Source organism: Polymorphospora rubra, assembly GCF_018324255.1.
Lineage (GTDB): Bacteria > Actinomycetota > Actinomycetes > Mycobacteriales > Micromonosporaceae > Polymorphospora > Polymorphospora rubra.
The window spans coordinates 1,082,400-1,098,925 of the sequence record NZ_AP023359.1; the positions used below are offsets into that span (position 1 = coordinate 1,082,400).

The 16,526-nt window shown below is 70.5% G+C and carries 17 protein-coding genes; 11 read left to right on the plus strand and 6 right to left on the minus strand.

Annotated elements, in window-relative coordinates; all coding sequences use genetic code 11:
* Positions 1 to 57: 57 nt before the first annotated feature.
* A complete protein-coding gene (locus Prubr_RS37615; RefSeq protein ID WP_281425879.1) occupies positions 58 to 183 on the minus strand; it encodes a hypothetical protein in 126 nt (41 codons plus the stop codon).
* A gap of 545 nt (positions 184 to 728) precedes the next feature.
* On the opposite strand from Prubr_RS37615, the gene Prubr_RS04760 reads away from it, so the two are divergent.
* Both Prubr_RS04760 and Prubr_RS04765 read left to right on the plus strand, forming a co-directional pair.
* A complete protein-coding gene (locus Prubr_RS04760; RefSeq protein ID WP_212822010.1) occupies positions 729 to 1,214 on the plus strand; it encodes a GNAT family N-acetyltransferase in 486 nt (161 codons plus the stop codon).
* A 157-nt stretch (positions 1,215 to 1,371) separates the two neighbouring features.
* Positions 1,372 to 2,202 (plus strand): MOSC domain-containing protein, encoded by an 831-nt coding sequence (locus Prubr_RS04765; RefSeq protein ID WP_212822011.1) that lies wholly within the window; start codon positions 1,372 to 1,374, stop codon positions 2,200 to 2,202.
* A gap of 3 nt (positions 2,203 to 2,205) precedes the next feature.
* Here Prubr_RS04765 and Prubr_RS04770 read toward each other — a convergent pair whose 3' ends face one another.
* Positions 2,206 to 2,904: a class I SAM-dependent methyltransferase gene (locus tag Prubr_RS04770; protein ID WP_425517985.1), complete on the minus strand. Its 699-nt coding sequence runs from the start codon at positions 2,902 to 2,904 to the stop codon at positions 2,206 to 2,208.
* 523 nt (positions 2,905 to 3,427) lie between these two features.
* Here Prubr_RS04770 and Prubr_RS04775 point away from each other — a divergent pair.
* From Prubr_RS04775 to Prubr_RS04785, 3 genes are all read left to right on the plus strand, one after another.
* The gene (locus Prubr_RS04775) at positions 3,428 to 4,042 is read left to right on the plus strand and encodes a hypothetical protein (RefSeq protein WP_246568312.1); all 615 of its coding nucleotides are present in this window, start codon (positions 3,428 to 3,430) and stop codon (positions 4,040 to 4,042) included.
* Between the two features lie 130 nt (positions 4,043 to 4,172).
* A complete protein-coding gene (locus Prubr_RS04780) occupies positions 4,173 to 4,790 on the plus strand; it encodes a superoxide dismutase (RefSeq protein ID WP_212822013.1) in 618 nt (205 codons plus the stop codon).
* Positions 4,790 to 5,077: a hypothetical protein gene (locus Prubr_RS04785; protein WP_212822015.1), complete on the plus strand. Its 288-nt coding sequence runs from the start codon at positions 4,790 to 4,792 to the stop codon at positions 5,075 to 5,077. The genes Prubr_RS04780 and Prubr_RS04785 overlap by 1 nt, the downstream gene beginning before the upstream one ends.
* Before the next feature lie 145 nt (positions 5,078 to 5,222).
* Here Prubr_RS04785 and Prubr_RS04790 read toward each other — a convergent pair whose 3' ends face one another.
* Positions 5,223 to 5,627 carry a winged helix-turn-helix transcriptional regulator gene (locus Prubr_RS04790; RefSeq protein ID WP_212822017.1) on the minus strand — a complete coding sequence of 135 codons (405 nt, stop codon included), beginning with the start codon at positions 5,625 to 5,627 and terminating at the stop codon, positions 5,223 to 5,225.
* A gap of 107 nt (positions 5,628 to 5,734) precedes the next feature.
* On the opposite strand from Prubr_RS04790, the gene Prubr_RS04795 reads away from it, so the two are divergent.
* The gene (locus Prubr_RS04795; RefSeq protein ID WP_212822020.1) at positions 5,735 to 6,583 is read left to right on the plus strand and encodes an SDR family oxidoreductase; all 849 of its coding nucleotides are present in this window, start codon (positions 5,735 to 5,737) and stop codon (positions 6,581 to 6,583) included.
* Between the two features lie 79 nt (positions 6,584 to 6,662).
* Here the strand turns inward: Prubr_RS04795 and Prubr_RS04800 are convergent, their stop codons facing one another.
* The 3 genes from Prubr_RS04800 to Prubr_RS04810 form a co-directional block, all read right to left on the minus strand.
* On the minus strand, positions 6,663 to 8,747 hold the full coding sequence (locus Prubr_RS04800; RefSeq protein ID WP_212822021.1) for an amylo-alpha-1,6-glucosidase: 2,085 nt from the start codon (positions 8,745 to 8,747) through the stop codon (positions 6,663 to 6,665).
* Positions 8,744 to 9,121: an SCP2 sterol-binding domain-containing protein gene (locus tag Prubr_RS04805; protein ID WP_212822023.1), complete on the minus strand. Its 378-nt coding sequence runs from the start codon at positions 9,119 to 9,121 to the stop codon at positions 8,744 to 8,746. Before Prubr_RS04805 ends, Prubr_RS04800 begins: the two co-directional genes overlap by 4 nt.
* A gap of 184 nt (positions 9,122 to 9,305) precedes the next feature.
* A complete protein-coding gene (locus Prubr_RS04810) occupies positions 9,306 to 10,373 on the minus strand; it encodes a glycoside hydrolase family protein (RefSeq protein ID WP_246568314.1) in 1,068 nt (355 codons plus the stop codon).
* A gap of 322 nt (positions 10,374 to 10,695) precedes the next feature.
* On the opposite strand from Prubr_RS04810, the gene Prubr_RS04815 reads away from it, so the two are divergent.
* From Prubr_RS04815 to Prubr_RS04835, 5 genes are read left to right on the plus strand one after another with little or no spacing between them, the layout of a single operon-like run.
* Complete coding sequence (locus tag Prubr_RS04815) at positions 10,696 to 11,754, plus strand: LacI family DNA-binding transcriptional regulator (protein ID WP_246568316.1); 1,059 nt, start codon at positions 10,696 to 10,698, stop codon at positions 11,752 to 11,754.
* Between the two features lie 20 nt (positions 11,755 to 11,774).
* Positions 11,775 to 13,370, plus strand: a complete 1,596-nt coding sequence (locus Prubr_RS04820; protein ID WP_212822027.1) for an FAD-dependent oxidoreductase — start codon at positions 11,775 to 11,777, stop codon at positions 13,368 to 13,370.
* Positions 13,371 to 13,381: 11 nt separating this feature from the next.
* On the plus strand, positions 13,382 to 14,656 hold the full coding sequence (locus Prubr_RS04825) for an ABC transporter substrate-binding protein (protein ID WP_212822029.1): 1,275 nt from the start codon (positions 13,382 to 13,384) through the stop codon (positions 14,654 to 14,656).
* Positions 14,656 to 15,624, plus strand: a complete 969-nt coding sequence (locus tag Prubr_RS04830) for a carbohydrate ABC transporter permease (protein WP_212822031.1) — start codon at positions 14,656 to 14,658, stop codon at positions 15,622 to 15,624. The genes Prubr_RS04825 and Prubr_RS04830 overlap by 1 nt, the downstream gene beginning before the upstream one ends.
* The gene (locus Prubr_RS04835; protein WP_212822033.1) at positions 15,614 to 16,456 is read left to right on the plus strand and encodes a carbohydrate ABC transporter permease; all 843 of its coding nucleotides are present in this window, start codon (positions 15,614 to 15,616) and stop codon (positions 16,454 to 16,456) included. Before Prubr_RS04830 ends, Prubr_RS04835 begins: the two co-directional genes overlap by 11 nt.
* The last annotated feature ends 70 nt before the right edge of the window (positions 16,457 to 16,526 follow it).

Sequence of the window (16,526 nt, forward strand, 5' to 3'; positions counted from 1 at the left end):
TCCAAGGGAAACGGTGGCGTCGCGGGGCGCCGCCACCGAATCACGTGCGGTGTGGTGCTACCAGGAGCAGCAGCTGGAGCAGCAGCAGTTGCCGCCACCACAGGTCGTGGAGGCGCCGGGGGCGACCGTGACGGTCAGACCGCCGGTGGCCGTGGTCGACACCTGGCCGGAGAAGCTCAGCATGGACGGATCTCCCTTCTGGACGGTTACCTACGTGGGATGGAACAGGAGCCGCGGCTCCGAACTACCAGGAGCAGCAGCTCGTGCAGCAGCAGTTGCCGCCGCCGCACGTCGTGGAGGCGCCAGGGGCGACCGTCACGGTCAGACCACCCGAAGCTGTCGTACCCACCTGACCGGAGAAGCTCAGCATGAGCGCACACCTTCCCTCGCGGGCGCGGACGCCCGGACCCATGACGCTCATCGGCGTCGATTGAGAGCTGACCGTAACAGAGCTCCGTTCACGAAAAAAGATCGAATGTTACGACCGTCAACATGCTCGGTGAACATCGTTACCGCCATCATCGCCACCAGTCGGTCCAGATCGGACATACGCCCCAGCGGGCCGTAGCCGCAGCCCAGACCGCCTGCGGCATCGCGACCTACACCATCGAATGGTCTACACATGTAACGAAATCGATAGCTGGATCTTGGCCTTTTCCCGTATGCGACGGTCGTTCGGCGCCGAAACCGATCGCGGTCGAGGCGGCGGCGCGGCTACCCTCGGCCGCGTGTTGATCAGGGAATTCGCCGAGGCCGACTGGGCGCGGGTGGGACCCATCGTCGACGAGGTCGTCCGTGCCGGCGACACCTTCACCTACGACCCGGCGATGACCGCCGAGCAGACGTACCGGATCTGGATCGAGGCCCCGCCGGGGCTGACGGTCGTCGCGGTCGACGGCGACCGGGTGCTCGGCACCGCGAAGATGGGCACCAACCGGCCCGGACCGGGCTCGCACGTCGCCACCGCGAGTTTCATGGTCGCCGCCGACGCGCGCGGCCGGGGCGTGGGCACCGCGCTGTGCCGGTACGCGCTGGACTGGGCCCGCGCCCGGGGCTACGCCGGAATGCAGTTCAACGCGGTCGCCGAGTCGAACCACCGGGCGGTCGAGCTCTACCGCCGGCACGGGTTCGAGGTGGTCGGCACCGTTCCGGGCGCCTTCGCCCATCCGCGCCTCGGTCGGGTCGGCCTGCACGTCATGTACCGCCCGCTCTGAGCCACCCGCACGCCGACCCCGAACGGACCGCCGCCGACCTGCTCGCCGGGCCGCTCGACGAGCTGCCGGCCAACACCCCGTCGCCGCTCCGGTGGACCGGGCCGCCGAGCCTTCACTCCCCCGGGCTCGATCCCGCCGATCGGTTAGCGTCGGCCGGGTGACCCTCTTTTACGGCGGCGGGCAGCTCGTGGCCCTGCACCGCTATCCACTGAAGTCGGCGGCTGCCGAGACACTGTCTAGTGTGGACGTCAGCTGGAGCGGGCTCGCCGGCGACCGGGTGTGGGCCTGCGTCGACGCCGACGACGTTCTGGTCAGCGCCAAGAAGCCGCGCCGCTTCGGGCGGCTGCTCGACGTCACCGCCGAGGAGCGGGGCCTCGGCGGCCTCACCGTCACGATGCCCGGCACCGCCCCCGCGTCCACGACCGACGGTACGGCCAACGCCGCGTTGTCGACCTGGCTGGGGACGGCGGTCCGGCTGACCCGTACCGCCCCGGCCGGCACCCGGGTGCACCGGTGGTGGCCCGACGAACCCGGCCTGGTCCCGGAGTGGATGACGGACGCCGAACCCGGCACCGACACCACCACCCCGGTCGGCGTCGAACCTGGCGGACGGTTCTTCGACTTCGGCGCCATCCACCTGGTCACCACCGGGGCACTCGCGGCGCTCGCCGAACAGCACGGCGGCCCGGTGGCGGCCGGCCGGTTCCGTCCCAACCTCGTGCTGGCCCTCGACGACGACCCGGAACCGGGGCAGCGGCTGCGGATCGGCGCCGACCTGGTCCTGTCGGTGACGATGCCGACGCCGCGCTGCGTCGTACCGTCGCTCGCCCAGCCGGGCGGCGGGCCGGCCGACCCCGGGCTGCTGCGTACCCTCGCCCGGCACCACCGGATGCCGGTGGCGACGTACGGCCGGGCCACCTGTTTCGGGCGGTACGCGTCGGTCGTCGAACCGGGCACCGTACGCGTCGGGGACCCGGTCCGGGCCTGACCGTCAGGACCTCGACAGCCGCAGGACGTACGTCCGGGCCAGCTCGGCGTCGGCGAACGCGGCCTCGGTCGGCGCCGGATAGCTCGCCACGACCTCCAGGCTGCCCCACGGCAGGGTGCCGCGCCCCGGGTCGCCGACCAGCACCCGACCGCCGCGCGCCACGACGCGGTCGAGGAAGGGCAGCATGCGGTCGGCCATCGCCGGGTCGTAGAAGACGTCACCGGCGAGCACCAGGTCGGCACCGTCACCGTCGGTGTCGAGCACGTCACGCCCGCTCGCGTCGACCGCGACCCCGTTGGCCGCCGCGTTGAGGGTGATCGCGGCGACCGCGTACGGGTCGATGTCGGTCGCCGTCACCGCGCTCGCCCCGGCGAGGGCCGCCGCGATGGCGACCAGACCGGATCCCGAGGCCAGATCGAGTACGCGACAACCCGCCGCCGTTTCCGGATTATCCAGCACATACCTCGCGACCGCCTGCCCGCCCGCCCAGGCCGACGCCCAGTACGGCGCCGCCAGGCTGTGACCTGCCTCGGCCTCCATCCGTGCCCACCACACGATGGCGTCCTCGGCCAGGTGCAGCCGGATCTCCGGCACGAGTGGCACCTCGACCAGGTGCAGCCCGTCGAGCCCGTCCGGCTCGCCGTGACGTTCGGTGACCTTGCGTTCGAGGTCGGTGCGCGCATCTCCGGGCCGACTGGTCACCTACCCAGAATGCCCGGACCGGGGACATACCGCGCGCCGATTCACGCGCTCTCCCCGCTGACGGGGCCGCTCCGTCACCGCCGACGCCCGCCGAGAAGGAGTTGATCTGGGCGTCAGGGACCCTATCGGCGCTGGATAGGGTCCCTGACGCCCAGATCGACGACGTGTCGCGACGAATACCCCCTGATGTGCACCACGACCGATCCGGACATTCTAGGCATTCGCTGCAGATGGTGACGTTCGTCGGGCGGTCGATCGGCGGAATGGCCGGCCGGCCCGGGTCGTTACACATGGCCGCGGCCGAGGTAGCACCGTGCCCGGCGCCGGTCCAGCCGGATGTCGGCGGGTCGGAATGGTCCGGGGTGCGGGTGCGTTACACCCGGTCCGGACGTGAGCAGCACCCCCCGCGCCGCGTCCCCCGCTCTTGTTTTGCCCCGCGTGAGAGGCATGCGTGTGGGCGGCCGTCGGACAACCCCCCGTCCGGCTGGCCTCCAACCCCCCTCGAACAAAGGACACCCCCATCATGAACATGTTCGCCACGTACACCCGTAAGGCTCTGCTGGCCACCGCCGGTATCGCGCTGACCGCCGGCCTGGCCGGCCCGACCAGCGCCGCCCTGGCCGCCGAACCCACCCCCACGCAGACGGTCGCGGTCGCGCAGACCATCGCCCAGACCGCCGACACCCCGGGCGCGCCGACGGTCGAGCAGTTGATGCCGGCCGGTGTCCCGGACAACCAGTCGAGCTTCACCCCGAACGCGGAGCAGCTCGACAACGCCCGCAAGATCATCGACGCGGGCAAGGACATGAACCTGCCGCCACGCGCCTGGACGATCGCGATCGCCACCGCCCTGCAGGAGTCGAAGCTGGAGAACCTCGGCCACCTCGGCGACCGTAACGACCACGACTCCCAGGGCCTGTTCCAGCAGCGACCCTCCAGTGGCTGGGGCACCGTGGAGCAGATCACCGACCCCGACTACTCCGCCAAGGCGTTCTACAAGGGCCTGGCCCAGGTCGACGGCTGGGAGGACATGCCACTGACCGTCGCCGCGCAGACCGTCCAGGTCTCGGCCTACCCCGACCACTACGCCCAGTGGGAGAAGATGGCCGCCGACATCATCACCGACACCACCAAGTAAGACCCCGAAACGTGGGCGCCTCCCGAACCCGGGAGGCGCCCACGTTCGCACATCCGGACGCATCCTTGTTGCCTATAGTTGGCAATTACTAGAGACTGGCACCAGTCCCGCCGACGAGGAGACCGCTTCCGTGAGCACGTACACGCTGCCGGACCTGCCCTACGACTACGCCGCGCTCGAGCCGCACATCAACGGCCAGATCCTGGAGCTGCACCACGACAAGCACCACGCCACCTACGTCAAGGCCGCCAACGACACGGTCGACCGGATCGCCGAGGCCCGCGACAAGGGCGACTTCTCGAGCATCGTCGGGCTGGAGAAGACGCTGGCGTTCAACGTCTCCGGGCACGTCCTGCACACGCTGTACTGGCAGAACATGTCACCGGACGGCGGTGACCGCCCCGACGGCGAGCTGGCCGACGCGATCACCGAGCACTTCGGGTCGTTCGAGGCGTTCCACGGGCAACTCTCGGCCGCCACCACCGCCGTGCAGGGATCGGGCTGGGGCGTGCTGTCGTACGAGCCGCTCGGCAAGCGGCTGATCGTCGAGCAGGTCTACGACCACCACGGCAACGTGGGCATCGGCTCGGTGCCGCTGCTCGCCTTCGACGCCTGGGAGCACGCCTACTACCTGCAATACCGCAACGTGCGCCCGGACTTCGTCAAGGCCATGTGGGAGGTCGTCAACTGGCCCGACGTGACCGCCCGGTACGCGGCGGCCGTCGCCGCCACCCGTCCGGCGGGCTGATGACCCCGGCCACCCCCGACGAGCTCGTCGCGGCGCTCCTGCCCCCCGCCTTGGAGCTGACCACGGCATACGTCACCTCGGATGCGGACCCGTCGCTCTACTGGGAGGCCCTGCACCGGGTGGTCGGCGAGTCGCTGACCGGGGCGGAACCGGGCCGGGCCGTCGCCGAACTGCTGGTCGGCCTCTCCGCACTCGCCGGGCTGCTGCTCGACCAGCTCGCCGAGGCCGGCGACCGGGATCGCACACAGGTCCTGGCCGAGTTACACAGGACGTACCTCACCCACTGAGCCCCGGCCGGTGGTGACCGATCAGGCGGTCGCCACCGGCCGGCTTCGTCCGTTGACCGGCGGGGACGCGTACCCGCGACTCAGCCTGCCCTTCTCAGCCGCGTACCCGCGACTCAGCCTGCCCTTCTCAGCCGCGTACCGCGACTCAGCCTGCCGGTTCCTGGCCGGCGCGGGCCGCGATCATCGCCGGCGCCTCGGCCTCGATCACCTCGAGCAGGTTGACCAACTGGGTCGCGATCCGTGTCCCGGCCGGCGTCAGGCTGTATTCGACCCGGGCCGGGATGGTCGCCTGCACCTCGCGGTGCACGAGCCCGTCACGTTCGAGATTCTGCAGCGTCTGGGCCAGCATCTTCTCGCTCACCCCGTCGACCCGTCGACGCAGGGCGTTGAAGCGGTAGGTGCCTTCGAGCAGCGCCGCGAGCGCGAGCACACCCCACTTCCCGACGATGTTCTCCATGATGGCCCGGGACGGGCAGGCGCGGGCAAAGACGTCGCAGATCAGCGCGTCGTCCGGGTCGAGCGAGGCGGCCGTGGGAAGTGGGCTGCTCATGACCACGACGATACTCTCCGGGTTTGCACTTTCGAAAAGTTAGTGCAATCGTTCGGGAAGCGCTCCGCGATCCCGCCGAGCCCGCCGTCCATCGGGGAGAACTCCACATGATCACCGTTACCGGAGCGACCGGCCACCTCGGCCGCCTCGTCGTCGAACAGCTGCTCGACCGCGGCGTGCCGGCCGCCGGGATCGTCGCCGCCGTACGCAGCCCGGAGAAGGCCGCCGACCTCGCCGCCCGCGGCGTACAGGTCCGCGAGGCCGACTACGACCGGCCGGAAACCCTGGCCACCGCCCTCGCCGGCACCGACCGGCTGCTGCTGGTCTCCGGCAACGAACTCGGCCAGCGGCTGCGCCAGCACGGCAACGTCGTCGAGGCGGCCAGGTCGGCCGGGGTGTCGCTGCTGGCGTACACGAGCATCCTCGGCGCCGACACCACCACCGTGCCGCTCGGCCCCGAGCACAAGGCCACCGAGGACCTGGTCCGGGCCTCCGGACTGCCGTACGTCCTGCTGCGCAACGGCTGGTACCTGGAGAACTACGACCTCGCCGGTGCCGTGGCGCAGGGCGTGCTCCTCGGCGCGGCCGGCGAGGGCCGGCTCTCCGCCGCCACCCGGGCCGACTTCGCCGCCGCCGCGGTCGCCGTGCTCACCGGCGACGGGCACACCGGAAAGGTCTACGAACTCGGCGGCGACGACGCGTTCACGCTGGCCGAGTTGGCCGCCGAGGTCACCCGGCAGAGCGGCACCGAGGTCACCTACCGCGACCTGCCCGTCGACGAGTACGCCCGCACGCTGGCCGGCTTCGGCCTGCCGGAGCCGGTGGCGCGGATGCTCGCGGACAGCGACGCCGGCCTGGCCTGGGGCGACCTGCACACCGACAGCGGCGACCTGAGCCGCCTCATCGCCCGCCCCACGACCCCGTTGCCCGACGCGGTGGCCGAGCGCCTGAAGTGACACCCACCGCCCCGCGATCTTGCACTTGTCGCCCCCGTAACGGACAAAAGGAGGAGACAAGCGCAAGATCGCGGGGTGGTTACGCGACGCCGCCGTGTGTCTCGCGCAGCGGGCGGCGGTCCGTCACGTCGATCCGGCCCCGGCCGAAGGCGTCGACGTGCCCCCAGCGCCCGGGGATGTCGAGCAGTTCGAGCCGCCCCATGCCGGTCGGCAGCGCCGGGTCGACCGCGAGATGCCCCTCGTGCGGCTCCAGGCCGAGCATCGTACGCAGCAACAGCATCGGCGTTCCCGTCGACCACGCCTGCGGGCTGCACGCCGTGGGATAGACCACCGGATACCGGGTGAGCGAACGGGCGTACCCGCCGAACGCCTCCGGCAGCCGGCCGGCGAAGAACTGCGCCGCGTCGATGATCCCCTCGGCGATCGTGGCCGCCTCCTCGCTGAAGCCGTACCGGCGCAGCCCCCAGGCGATGAACGAGTTGTCGAACGGCCAGATCGTGCCGGTGTGGTAGCCGATCGGGTTGTAGCGGACCTCCCCCTCGGCCATGGTCCGCACCCCCCAGCCGTTGAACAGCCGCGGCCCGAGCAGATGTTCGGCGAGCCTCGGCGCGTACGCCTCGTCGACGATCCCGCTCCACAGCAGGTGCCCGATGTTGGAGGTCAGGGTGTCCACCTGCCGGCCGTCGGCGTCCAGGGCGAGCGCGTAGTACTCCCCGTCAGCCACCCAGAAGTCCTCGTGGAACCGTTCCTTGAGCTCCATCGCCTGCCGTTCCAGCCGGTCGGCGTAGCCGGGATCGTTCCAGAAGAGCCGGGCCAGCCGGGCGGCGCGCAGCTTCGCGTCGTACGCGTACCCCTGTAGTTCGCAGGTGGCCCGCGGGTAGCCGGGCAGCGTGCCGTCGCGATAGGACAGTGAGTCCCAGGAGTCCTTCCAGCACTGGTTCTCCAGGCCGGTCGTCTCGTTGCGGCGCTGATACCAGATGTAGCCGTTGCCGACCAGATCGGCGTAGTCGTCGATCCAGGCGATCGCGGCCCGTGTCTCGGACTCCAGTGACCGGACCAGGTCGGCGTCGCCGGACCAGCGCTCGTACTCGTCGAGCAGCACCACGAACAGGGGCGTGGCGTCGACCGAGCCGTAGTACGGGGAGTGCGGCTGCTCCTCGAACGCGGCGCTCTCGCCGTACCGGAACTCGTGCAGGATGCGGCCCGGGTCCTCGTCGCGGAAGTCGTCGAGCCGGCTGCCCTGGAGCATCGCGAGCACCTTGAGGGTGGTCGCGGCCAGCTCGGGCACGAACGGCAGCGCCTGGAGGCTGGTCAGGATGCTGTCCCGACCGAACATCGTCATGAACCAGGGCAGGCCGGCGGCGGGCAGCGCCTGGCCGGGCATCGAGATCGGCGCGAACCGCAGCGCGGCGAGGTCGACCAGGCTGCGCCGGTAGGTGCCGGCCAGCGCCTCGCTCTCGCAGGAGATCGTCGGGGCCCGGGCCACGAACTGCTCGAGGTCGGCCTCCATGGCGCGTTTCTCGCCACCGTGGACCTGCAACCCCATCCGCAGGTCGTGCCCGGTGGGTACGACCGTCTCGCCGACCACCCGGATCCTGGTGTGCCACTGGCCGTTGGGTGGTATCCCGATCCGGAAGGTCATGCCGTCGTCGTCGAGTTCGGCGGGTTCGCTGGACCACAGCACGGTCTCCCGGCGGAAGTGCTCGCGCTCGTACCCGAGCCGTAGCTTGCCGTCCTCGATCCGCCGGTAGTAGGTGCCCTTCTTGGCCACCGCGTCCTTGACCTCGAAGAGGTCGGCGAAGTCGGAGCCGGCGTCGATGCGTACGTCGAGGTCGAGCCGTTCCTGGCTGTGGTTGAGTACGGTCAGCTCCTCGTCGAACCCGTCGTTGACCATCCGTTGCCGGATGACCGACAGCGCGGCGTCGACGTAGTGGGTGGCGGTGCCCGGCACAAGAAAGAACCGGGTCTCGAAGTACTGGAGGTCGTCGGCGCTGAGCGCGTCGAGCCGCTGCCCGTTGATGGTCAGCACCCATCTGGACAGGAACCGGGTGTCGAGGGCGAAGAACCCGGTCGGCGAGGTCGGGGTCGCCTCGATGTCGCCCCGGCCGTCGCTGACCACGAACGTGCTGCCGTCGAGGATGCGTACCAGGTTCTCTTCGGTCACGACGCGGCCCTCCCGGCGTGGGCGAGCCGGTGGGGGCCGACGACGTTCGCCGGGCCGGGCAGGATCCGCTCCAGCCGCACCACCAGTTGCAGGTCACCGGCGGTGCTCATCTCGCCGCGGAGCAGTGCCGAGATCGCGTTCGCCTCGCCCCGGACGATCCGCCCGAACAGTTCCGGCGAGGCGTAGATGGTGGCGTCGGCGACGTGGTCCTCCCGCGTCACGGTGATCTCGCCCAGTTTCACGGTCACCAGCCAGTGTTCGGAGTGGCCGTTGTCGTGCAGCTCGATGCGTACCGTGCCGTTCAGCTTCTCCAGCCGGGCCTCGTGCCCGCGGTGGTTGAGTCCCTCGAAGAACCTGGCGATGCTGTCCGCCATCCCGTCCCCCAATCCGCTGCGGGTCCGCGCGGCGCGGAACCAGCGGGTGCGGGCACTCGCTTACCCGACCCGCCGGTGCGGAAACGGTGCGGGGCCGGCACGGTGATCCGCGTGATCAGGGACCGGGAGCCGCGACGCGCCGACGACACGCGCGACGCGGTCCCTGATCACCGTGAGCGGTGGGCTAGACGGCGCGGGCTATGCAGATTCGCGCGCCGAGGCGGGGGCCGGCCTCGTAGACCATGTACGACACGCCGCCGTCGGTGCCGAACGCCGGCGAGGCGACCCGGCCGTTGTCCGACGCGATCGGGCTGTGGAAGACGCCGAGGTGCACCTCGCGGTCGAAGTTGTTGCCGACCTCGGTGAGCCGCATCCGGCCGTCGTTGCCATGGTAGACGACGTACGTCGTGTTGTTGCGCTTGAGCAGGTGGGGCGCGGCGATGTCGGTCAGTCCGTCACCGGCCGGCGAGACCAGCGGGTTGGGCGCGAACTGCCACTGGTCCCAGCCGTTGGGCGACCAGCCCCAGAAGATCTTCCGGGTGCCGGGCCGGATCGTGTGCGCGCCCATGAAGAGCATGACGTACCGGTTGTTCCGGCCGGCCACGGAGTGTTCGAAGACCCGGGCGTACGAGGTCTCGGTGGTGTTCGGCACCAGCCGGGTGCTCAGGATCGGGGTGATGTCCGAGAAGTTGATCCCGTCACGGGACCGGGCGACCCGGGTCGTGTGGTTCTCGCCGTGGAAGTAGAGGTAGAACTCGCGGGTCGGGGCGTTCCAGACCACGTGCGGCGACGAGACGTGGCTGACGGTGGCCTTGCCCTGCATGAACCGGTCGATGATCGGGTTGTTCGGATACTCGGTGTACGGCCCCTCCAGCCGGTCGGCGTAGGCGAGGCAGATTCCGCCGGGCGCGTCGTGCGGCGCGTAGTAGAGGTAGTACCGGCCCCGCGCGTTGCCGATCTTGTCGTAGACCCCGCGGACGCAGGGGAAGATCATCTCGCCGGTCGGGTTGTAGCGCAGCGGTCCGGCGAACGCGTCGCGGACGTAGCGGTAGTTGGGGAAGCCCGCCGGCCCGGCGTGGGCGGGGGCGGCCGCGGCCAGCCCGCCGAGGCCACCGGCCGCGGCGGCGGAGCCGAGCAGCGCGGCACCCCGCAGCAGACCCCGGCGGCCGAGCGCGAACCGCTCGCCGGCGCGGGGGCCGCCGGCCGGGTCCGGGTCGACCGGACCGGCGTCGGGTCGGGGGTGATGGTCCATGGTGGTGCCTCCGATCGTGAGGGGGACGCTCGTCGATCAAGGACTTGCCTGGTGGCGGGCAGGCGGCATCACCGACCAGCAGTCACCCTCAGTGACCTGGCCGTCCATCCTGCGACCCGCTCGTGATGGCTGAGTTTCGTCGCCCGTCGATGGCGGCGTCAAGACGCTAATACGAATTATCAAGGCGGGTTCCCGGAGAAAAACTTCCCGGCGAGGACTTGACGGCCGACGATCCGGGACCGCAAGATTTCATCTCGACGTAACTAATGCGTATTAGCAGAGAAACGGACGGGTACGGAACGTGACCGCATCGCGGAGACGGGTGACGCAGCAGGACATCGCCCGGATGACCGGAGTGAGCCAGGCGACGGTGTCCCTCGTGCTGAACGGCCGGGCCGACGCCGACGTACGGATCGCGCCCGAGACCCGCGACCGTGTGCTGCAGGCGATCCGCAGCACCGGCTACGTCGCCGACCCGATCGCCCGCCGACTGGCCGCGCGACACAACCGCATCATCGGCGTCTTCACCTACGAGCCGGTGTTCCCGACCGGCACCGGCGACTTCTACCACCCGTTCCTGGTCGGCATCGAGCAGTGCGCCGAACAACTCGGCTGCGACCTGCTGCTGCTCACCAGCGCCCCGGTGGTCGACGGCCGGCGCCGGGCCTTCCACGAGGACAACCGGCTCCGGCTCGCCGACGGCTGTGTCCTACTCGGACGGTCGCTCGACCACCACGAGCTGACCCGGCTGGTCGCCGAAGGACTGCCGTTCGTCTCCGTCGGCCGCCGCGAGGACGCCGGTGGCCCGGTGCCGTACGTCGGCGCCGACTATCCGGCCGCCACGGCCGCCCTCGTGCACCGGGCGGTCGGGGTCGGGCACCGCCGGCTGGCGTACGTCGGGCAGGGTGACGCCCCGAGCGGTCCGGACCGGCGCCCGGCGCCGGAGTCGCACGCCGACCGGTTCCGCGGCTTCAACGCCGCGGTGGCCGCGGCCGGGGCGACCGGCCGCTACGAGCAGACCGTCGACCGGTCCCCCGCCGACCTGCTCGACGCGCTGCTGGACGCCGGGGTGACCGCCGCCTTCGTCGAGGAGTACGCCGACGGGGCGGCCATCGCCGGGCTCGCCCGCGAACGCGGCCTGGCCATCCCCGGCGACCTGTCCATCCTCGCGTTGGGCGACCCGACCCGGCCGGCGCCGACCGACATCGACTTCTCCGGCTTCCGGATTCCCCGTCGGCAGATGGGCTGGCAGGCCGTCGAGGTCCTCACCACACTCCTCGAACCGACCGGGCGGAGCGAGGTCCAGAGATTGCTGTCCTGTGAACCCGTCGACGGGGCCACGCTGGCGCCGCCGGCCGGGTCGGGAAGGTCCGTCAAGTGAAGGGAAGCACGTTGCGGGAGATGCGAGCCGACATCCTCGTCGTCGGTGGAGGTCTCGGCGGGGTCGCGGCGGCGTTGGGCGCCCTGCGCGCCGGGCGTTCGGTGGTGCTGACCGAGGAGTTCGACTGGCTCGGGGGCCAGCTCACCAGCCAGGCGGTGCCGCCGGACGAGCACAGCTGGGTGGAACGCTTCGGCATCACCGCGAGCTACCGGGCGCTGCGGGACGGTATCCGCGACTACTACCGCCGCTACTACCCGCTGACCGACCGGGCGCGGGCGTGGCGGGACCTGAACCCGGGTGCCGGCCACGTCAGCCGGCTCTGCCACGAGCCACGGGTGGCGGTCGCCGTGCTCGAGTCGATGCTGGCGCCGTACCGGGGATCCGGGCGGCTACGGGTGTTGCAGCCGTACCGGCCGGTGTCCGCCGCCGTCGACGGCGACCGGGTCACCGCGGTGACGGTCGCGCACCGCGACGGCGCCGACGAGATCGTGGTGACGGCCGGGTACGTCCTGGACGCGACCGAGACCGGCGAGCTGCTGCCGATGACCGGCACCGAGTACGTCACCGGGTTCGAGTCGCGGGCCGACACCGGTGAGCCGAGCGCGCCGGACGTGGCCCAGCCGACCAACATGCAGGCGATGTCGGTGTGCTTCGCGGTCGACCACGTCGACGGCGACCACACCATCGACCGGCCGGAACGCTACTCGTTCTGGCGGGACTACCAGCCGGCGTTCTGGGGCGACCGGATGCTGTCGTTCCGCTCCCCGAACCCGCGCACGCTGGAGATCTCCGAGCGGAGCTTCACCCCGAATCCCGACGACGACCCGCTGCTGGTCGACGCCGACCAGCGCCGCAACCCCGGCGACGGCAACCTGTGGACGTTCCGGCGGATCGCGGCCCGTCGGCTGTTCCGCGACGGCGCGTACGACAGCGACATCTGCCTGGTCAACTGGCCGATGATCGACTACTTCGAGAGCCCGGTGATCGACGTACCGGATCCGGCGCACCACTTCGCGGCGGCCCGGGAACTGTCCCGGTCGGTGCTCTACTGGCTGCAGACCGAGGCGCCGCGCACCGACGGCGGCACCGGCTTCCCCGGCCTGCGGCTGCGCGGCGACGTCACCGGCAGCGCGGACGGACTCGCGCAGGCGCCGTACATCCGCGAGTCGCGCCGGATCCGCGCCGAATACACCGTGGTCGAGCAGGACCTTTCGCTGGACGTACGCGGCGACAAGGGCGCGGCCATCTATCCGGACTCGGTCGGGGTCGGCATGTACCGCATCGACCTGCACCCGTCGACCGGCGGCGACAACTACGTCGACGTCGCCTCGTGCCCCTTCCAGATCCCGTTGGGCGCACTGATCCCCCGGCGCATGGACAACCTCCTGCCCGCCGGAAAGAACATCGGCACCACCCACATCACCAACGGTTCGTACCGTCTGCATCCCGTCGAGTGGAACGTCGGCGAGGTCGCCGGCATGCTCGCGGACTTCTGTCTGGAGCGTGGGGTCGTCCCGCGGGCGGTACGTGACACTCCCGGCCTGTTGGCCGATTTCCAGAATCGCCTCGTCGGCGAGGGCGTCGAGCTGCACTGGCCCGACATCGCCGGCTACTGAGGGAGGGTTTGATGAGAGTCAGATTGACCGCGGCGGTGGCGCTGTCCGCGCTGCTCGGCCTGACGGCGTGCGGCGGCGGCGACGCCGGCGACAGCGACGGCCCGGTCTCGCTGCGAATGACGACCTGGTCGGCGAACGAGGCGCACCTCGCGCTGTTCAACGAGATCGCCGAGGAATACAAGAAGGCGAACCCGAACGTCACCGAGATCAAGTTCGATCCGATCCCGTTCGAGAACTACACGACGACCCTCACCACCCAGATCGCCGGCGGCAACCCGCCCGACCTGGCCTGGATCTTCGAGAACTCGGCACCGGACTTCGTCTCGTCCGGCGCCCTGGTCGCGCTCGACGACACCCTCAAGGGCACCGACGGGTACGCCTTCGACGAGCTGACCCCGGCCGCCACGAAGCTGTGGCAGGACGAGGGCAAGCTGTACGCGTACCCGTTCTCGACCTCGCCGTTCGGGGTCTTCGTCAACACCGACCTCTTCGAGAAGGCCGGCCGGGAGACGCCGGCGGAGCTGATCGCGGCCGGCCGGTGGACCTGGGACTCGGCGGTCGCGGCCGCCGCCGCGGTCAACGCCGAGACCGGCAAGGCCGGGCTGGTCATCCGCGACTTCGACTACAAGGGCTGGGACAACCTGTCCACGGTGTGGACGGGCTGGGGCGCGCAGGCGTGGAGCGAGGACGGCAGGACCTGCGGCTTCGACCAGCAGCCGATGGTCGACGCGATGACGTTCCTGCACAAGGCGATCTTCACCGACAAGGCGCTGCCGGCGCCGGGCACCACGGCCGACTTCTTCGCCGGTGACGCCGGCATGACGATCACCCAGATCTCCCGGGCCTCGCTGCTGGCCGACCAGAAGTTCGGCTGGGACCTGGTGCCGCTGCCGGCCGGCCCGAACGGCGACTACGCCGTCATCGGCCAGGGCGGTATGGGCGTGCTGCGCAAGGGCGACAACGCGAAGGTGGCCGCGGACTTCCTGGCCTTCCTCACCAACCCGACCAACTCGGCGAAGCTCGCGCAGTTCTTCCCGCCGCCGCGCCAGTCGCAGCTCACCGCCGAGACCCTGGCCAAGACCAACCCGCTGCTCAAGCCGGAACAGCTGCAGAGCGTGGTCATCGACGGCATCTCCTCCGGAGTGGTGAAGCCGAGCCACACCGGGCAGGCCGAGATCAGCCAGGCGGTGCGGGCCGCGCTCGACCCGCTGTGGCAGCCCGGCGCCGACGTACGGACCGTACTCACCGGCGTCTGCACCCAGATCAAGCCGCTGCTGGACCGCTGATGTCGCGTACGACGCAGGTGGTGGACCGGGCCCGCGCCCGGTCCACCCCGCCGGCCGCCAAGCCCGCCGACCCGCCCCGCCGGTCCTGGTGGACCACCCGGCGCCGGGACCAGCTCGCCGGGCTGCTGTTCGTCAGCCCGCAACTGCTGGGCAGCATCGTCTTCGTGCTGCTGCCGCTCGGGCTGGTCGTCTACTACAGCCTGCACGAGTGGAACGTGCTCGCCGACACCTTCGACTTCGTCGGCGCGGAGAACTACCGGGCGCTGGCCGACGACCCCAACCTGCCGTCGGTGCTCGGCGCGACCGGGCTCTTCTCGCTCGGCCTGGTCGTCCTCAACCTCAGCCTCGCCCTGCTGCTCGCGGTGCTGCTCAACCAGAAGTTGCGCGGCACCGTCGTCTTCCGCACCCTGTTCTTCTCGCCGGTCGTGGTGTCGCTGGTCGCCTGGACGATCGTCTGGGGCTTCCTGCTGCAGGACAACGGCGGGATCAACGGCCTGCTGGACACGATCGGTGTCGACGGCCCCAACTGGCTGCGCGGCGAGGCGACCGCGATGCTGTCGGTCGTCGTGGTGCAGGTGCTGAAGAACGTCGGCCTCAACATGGTGCTCTTCCTGGCCGCCCTGCAGGGCGTGCCGGCCGAACTCTACGAGGCGGCGCGGGTCGAGGGCGCCGGCCGGTGGACCCAGTTCCGCAAGATCACCGTACCGCTGATCAGCCCGACGATCCTGCTCACCTCGATCATCACCGTGGTCGGCTCGCTCCAGGTCTTCGCCCAGATCGCCGTACTCACCCAGGGCGGGCCGGGGACGTCCACCACCGTGCTCGTCTACTACCTCTACCAGCAGGCGTTCCAGTTCCACCACTTCGGATACGGCGCCACCCTGTCCGTACTGCTCTTCGGGATCGTGCTGGTCCTCACCGTCGTCCAGTGGCAGATGCGCAAGAGGTGGGTCTTCCATGAGCAGTAAGGTGTCCCGCCGCGCCAAACTCGGCCTGTACGGAACGCTGCTCGTCCTCGCCGTCCCGTTCGTCTTCCCGACCTGGTGGATGGTCACCTCGTCGTTCAAGCCGATCAGCGACGTCTTCTCCTGGCCGCCGAGCCTGCTGCCGACGAACCCGCAGGTCGACGCGTACCGGCAGGTCTTCGAACTCCAGCCGTTCGCCCAGCAGTACTTCAACAGCGCCTACATCGCCGCCGTCGTCACGTTCGGCACGCTCGCGGTGTCGGCCCTGGCCGGGTACGCCTTCGCCCGCATCCGGTTCCGTGGACAGAACGCGCTGTTCCTCGTCGTCCTGCTCGGGCTGCTCATCCCGAGCGAGGTCACCATCGTCCCGCTCTTCCAGATGTTCAACACGCTGGGCTGGGTCGACACCCACTGGCCGCTGATCCTGGTGCCGATCTTCGGCGCACCGAGCGTGCTGGCGACGTTCATCATGCGGCAGTTCTTCATCGCCCTGCCCGGCGAACTGGAGGAGGCGGCCCGGGTCGACGGGCTCGGCCGGCTCGCCACCTTCTGGCGGATCGCGCTGCCGCTGGCCCGGCCGGCCCTCGGCGCGGTGGCGATCTTCACGTTCCTGCACAGCTGGAACCTCTACCTGGAACCGATCGTGTTCCTGTCCACTCCGGAGAAGTTCACCCTGCCGCAGGCGCTGACCCAGTTCGTCGACGCGTACGGCGGTCCGATGTGGAACATCCAGCTGGCGGCGGCCTCACTGACCGCGCTGCCGGTGCTCGCGGTGTTCGTGGTCGCCCAGAAGCAGTTCGTCGAGGGCCTCGCCCACACCGGCCTGAAGGGCTGAGGGGACCCGCGTCGGGCGGGCCGGCCGTCCCATTGGGTGGATGTAGAACGTTTGTTGTCGCCCCGGCAAC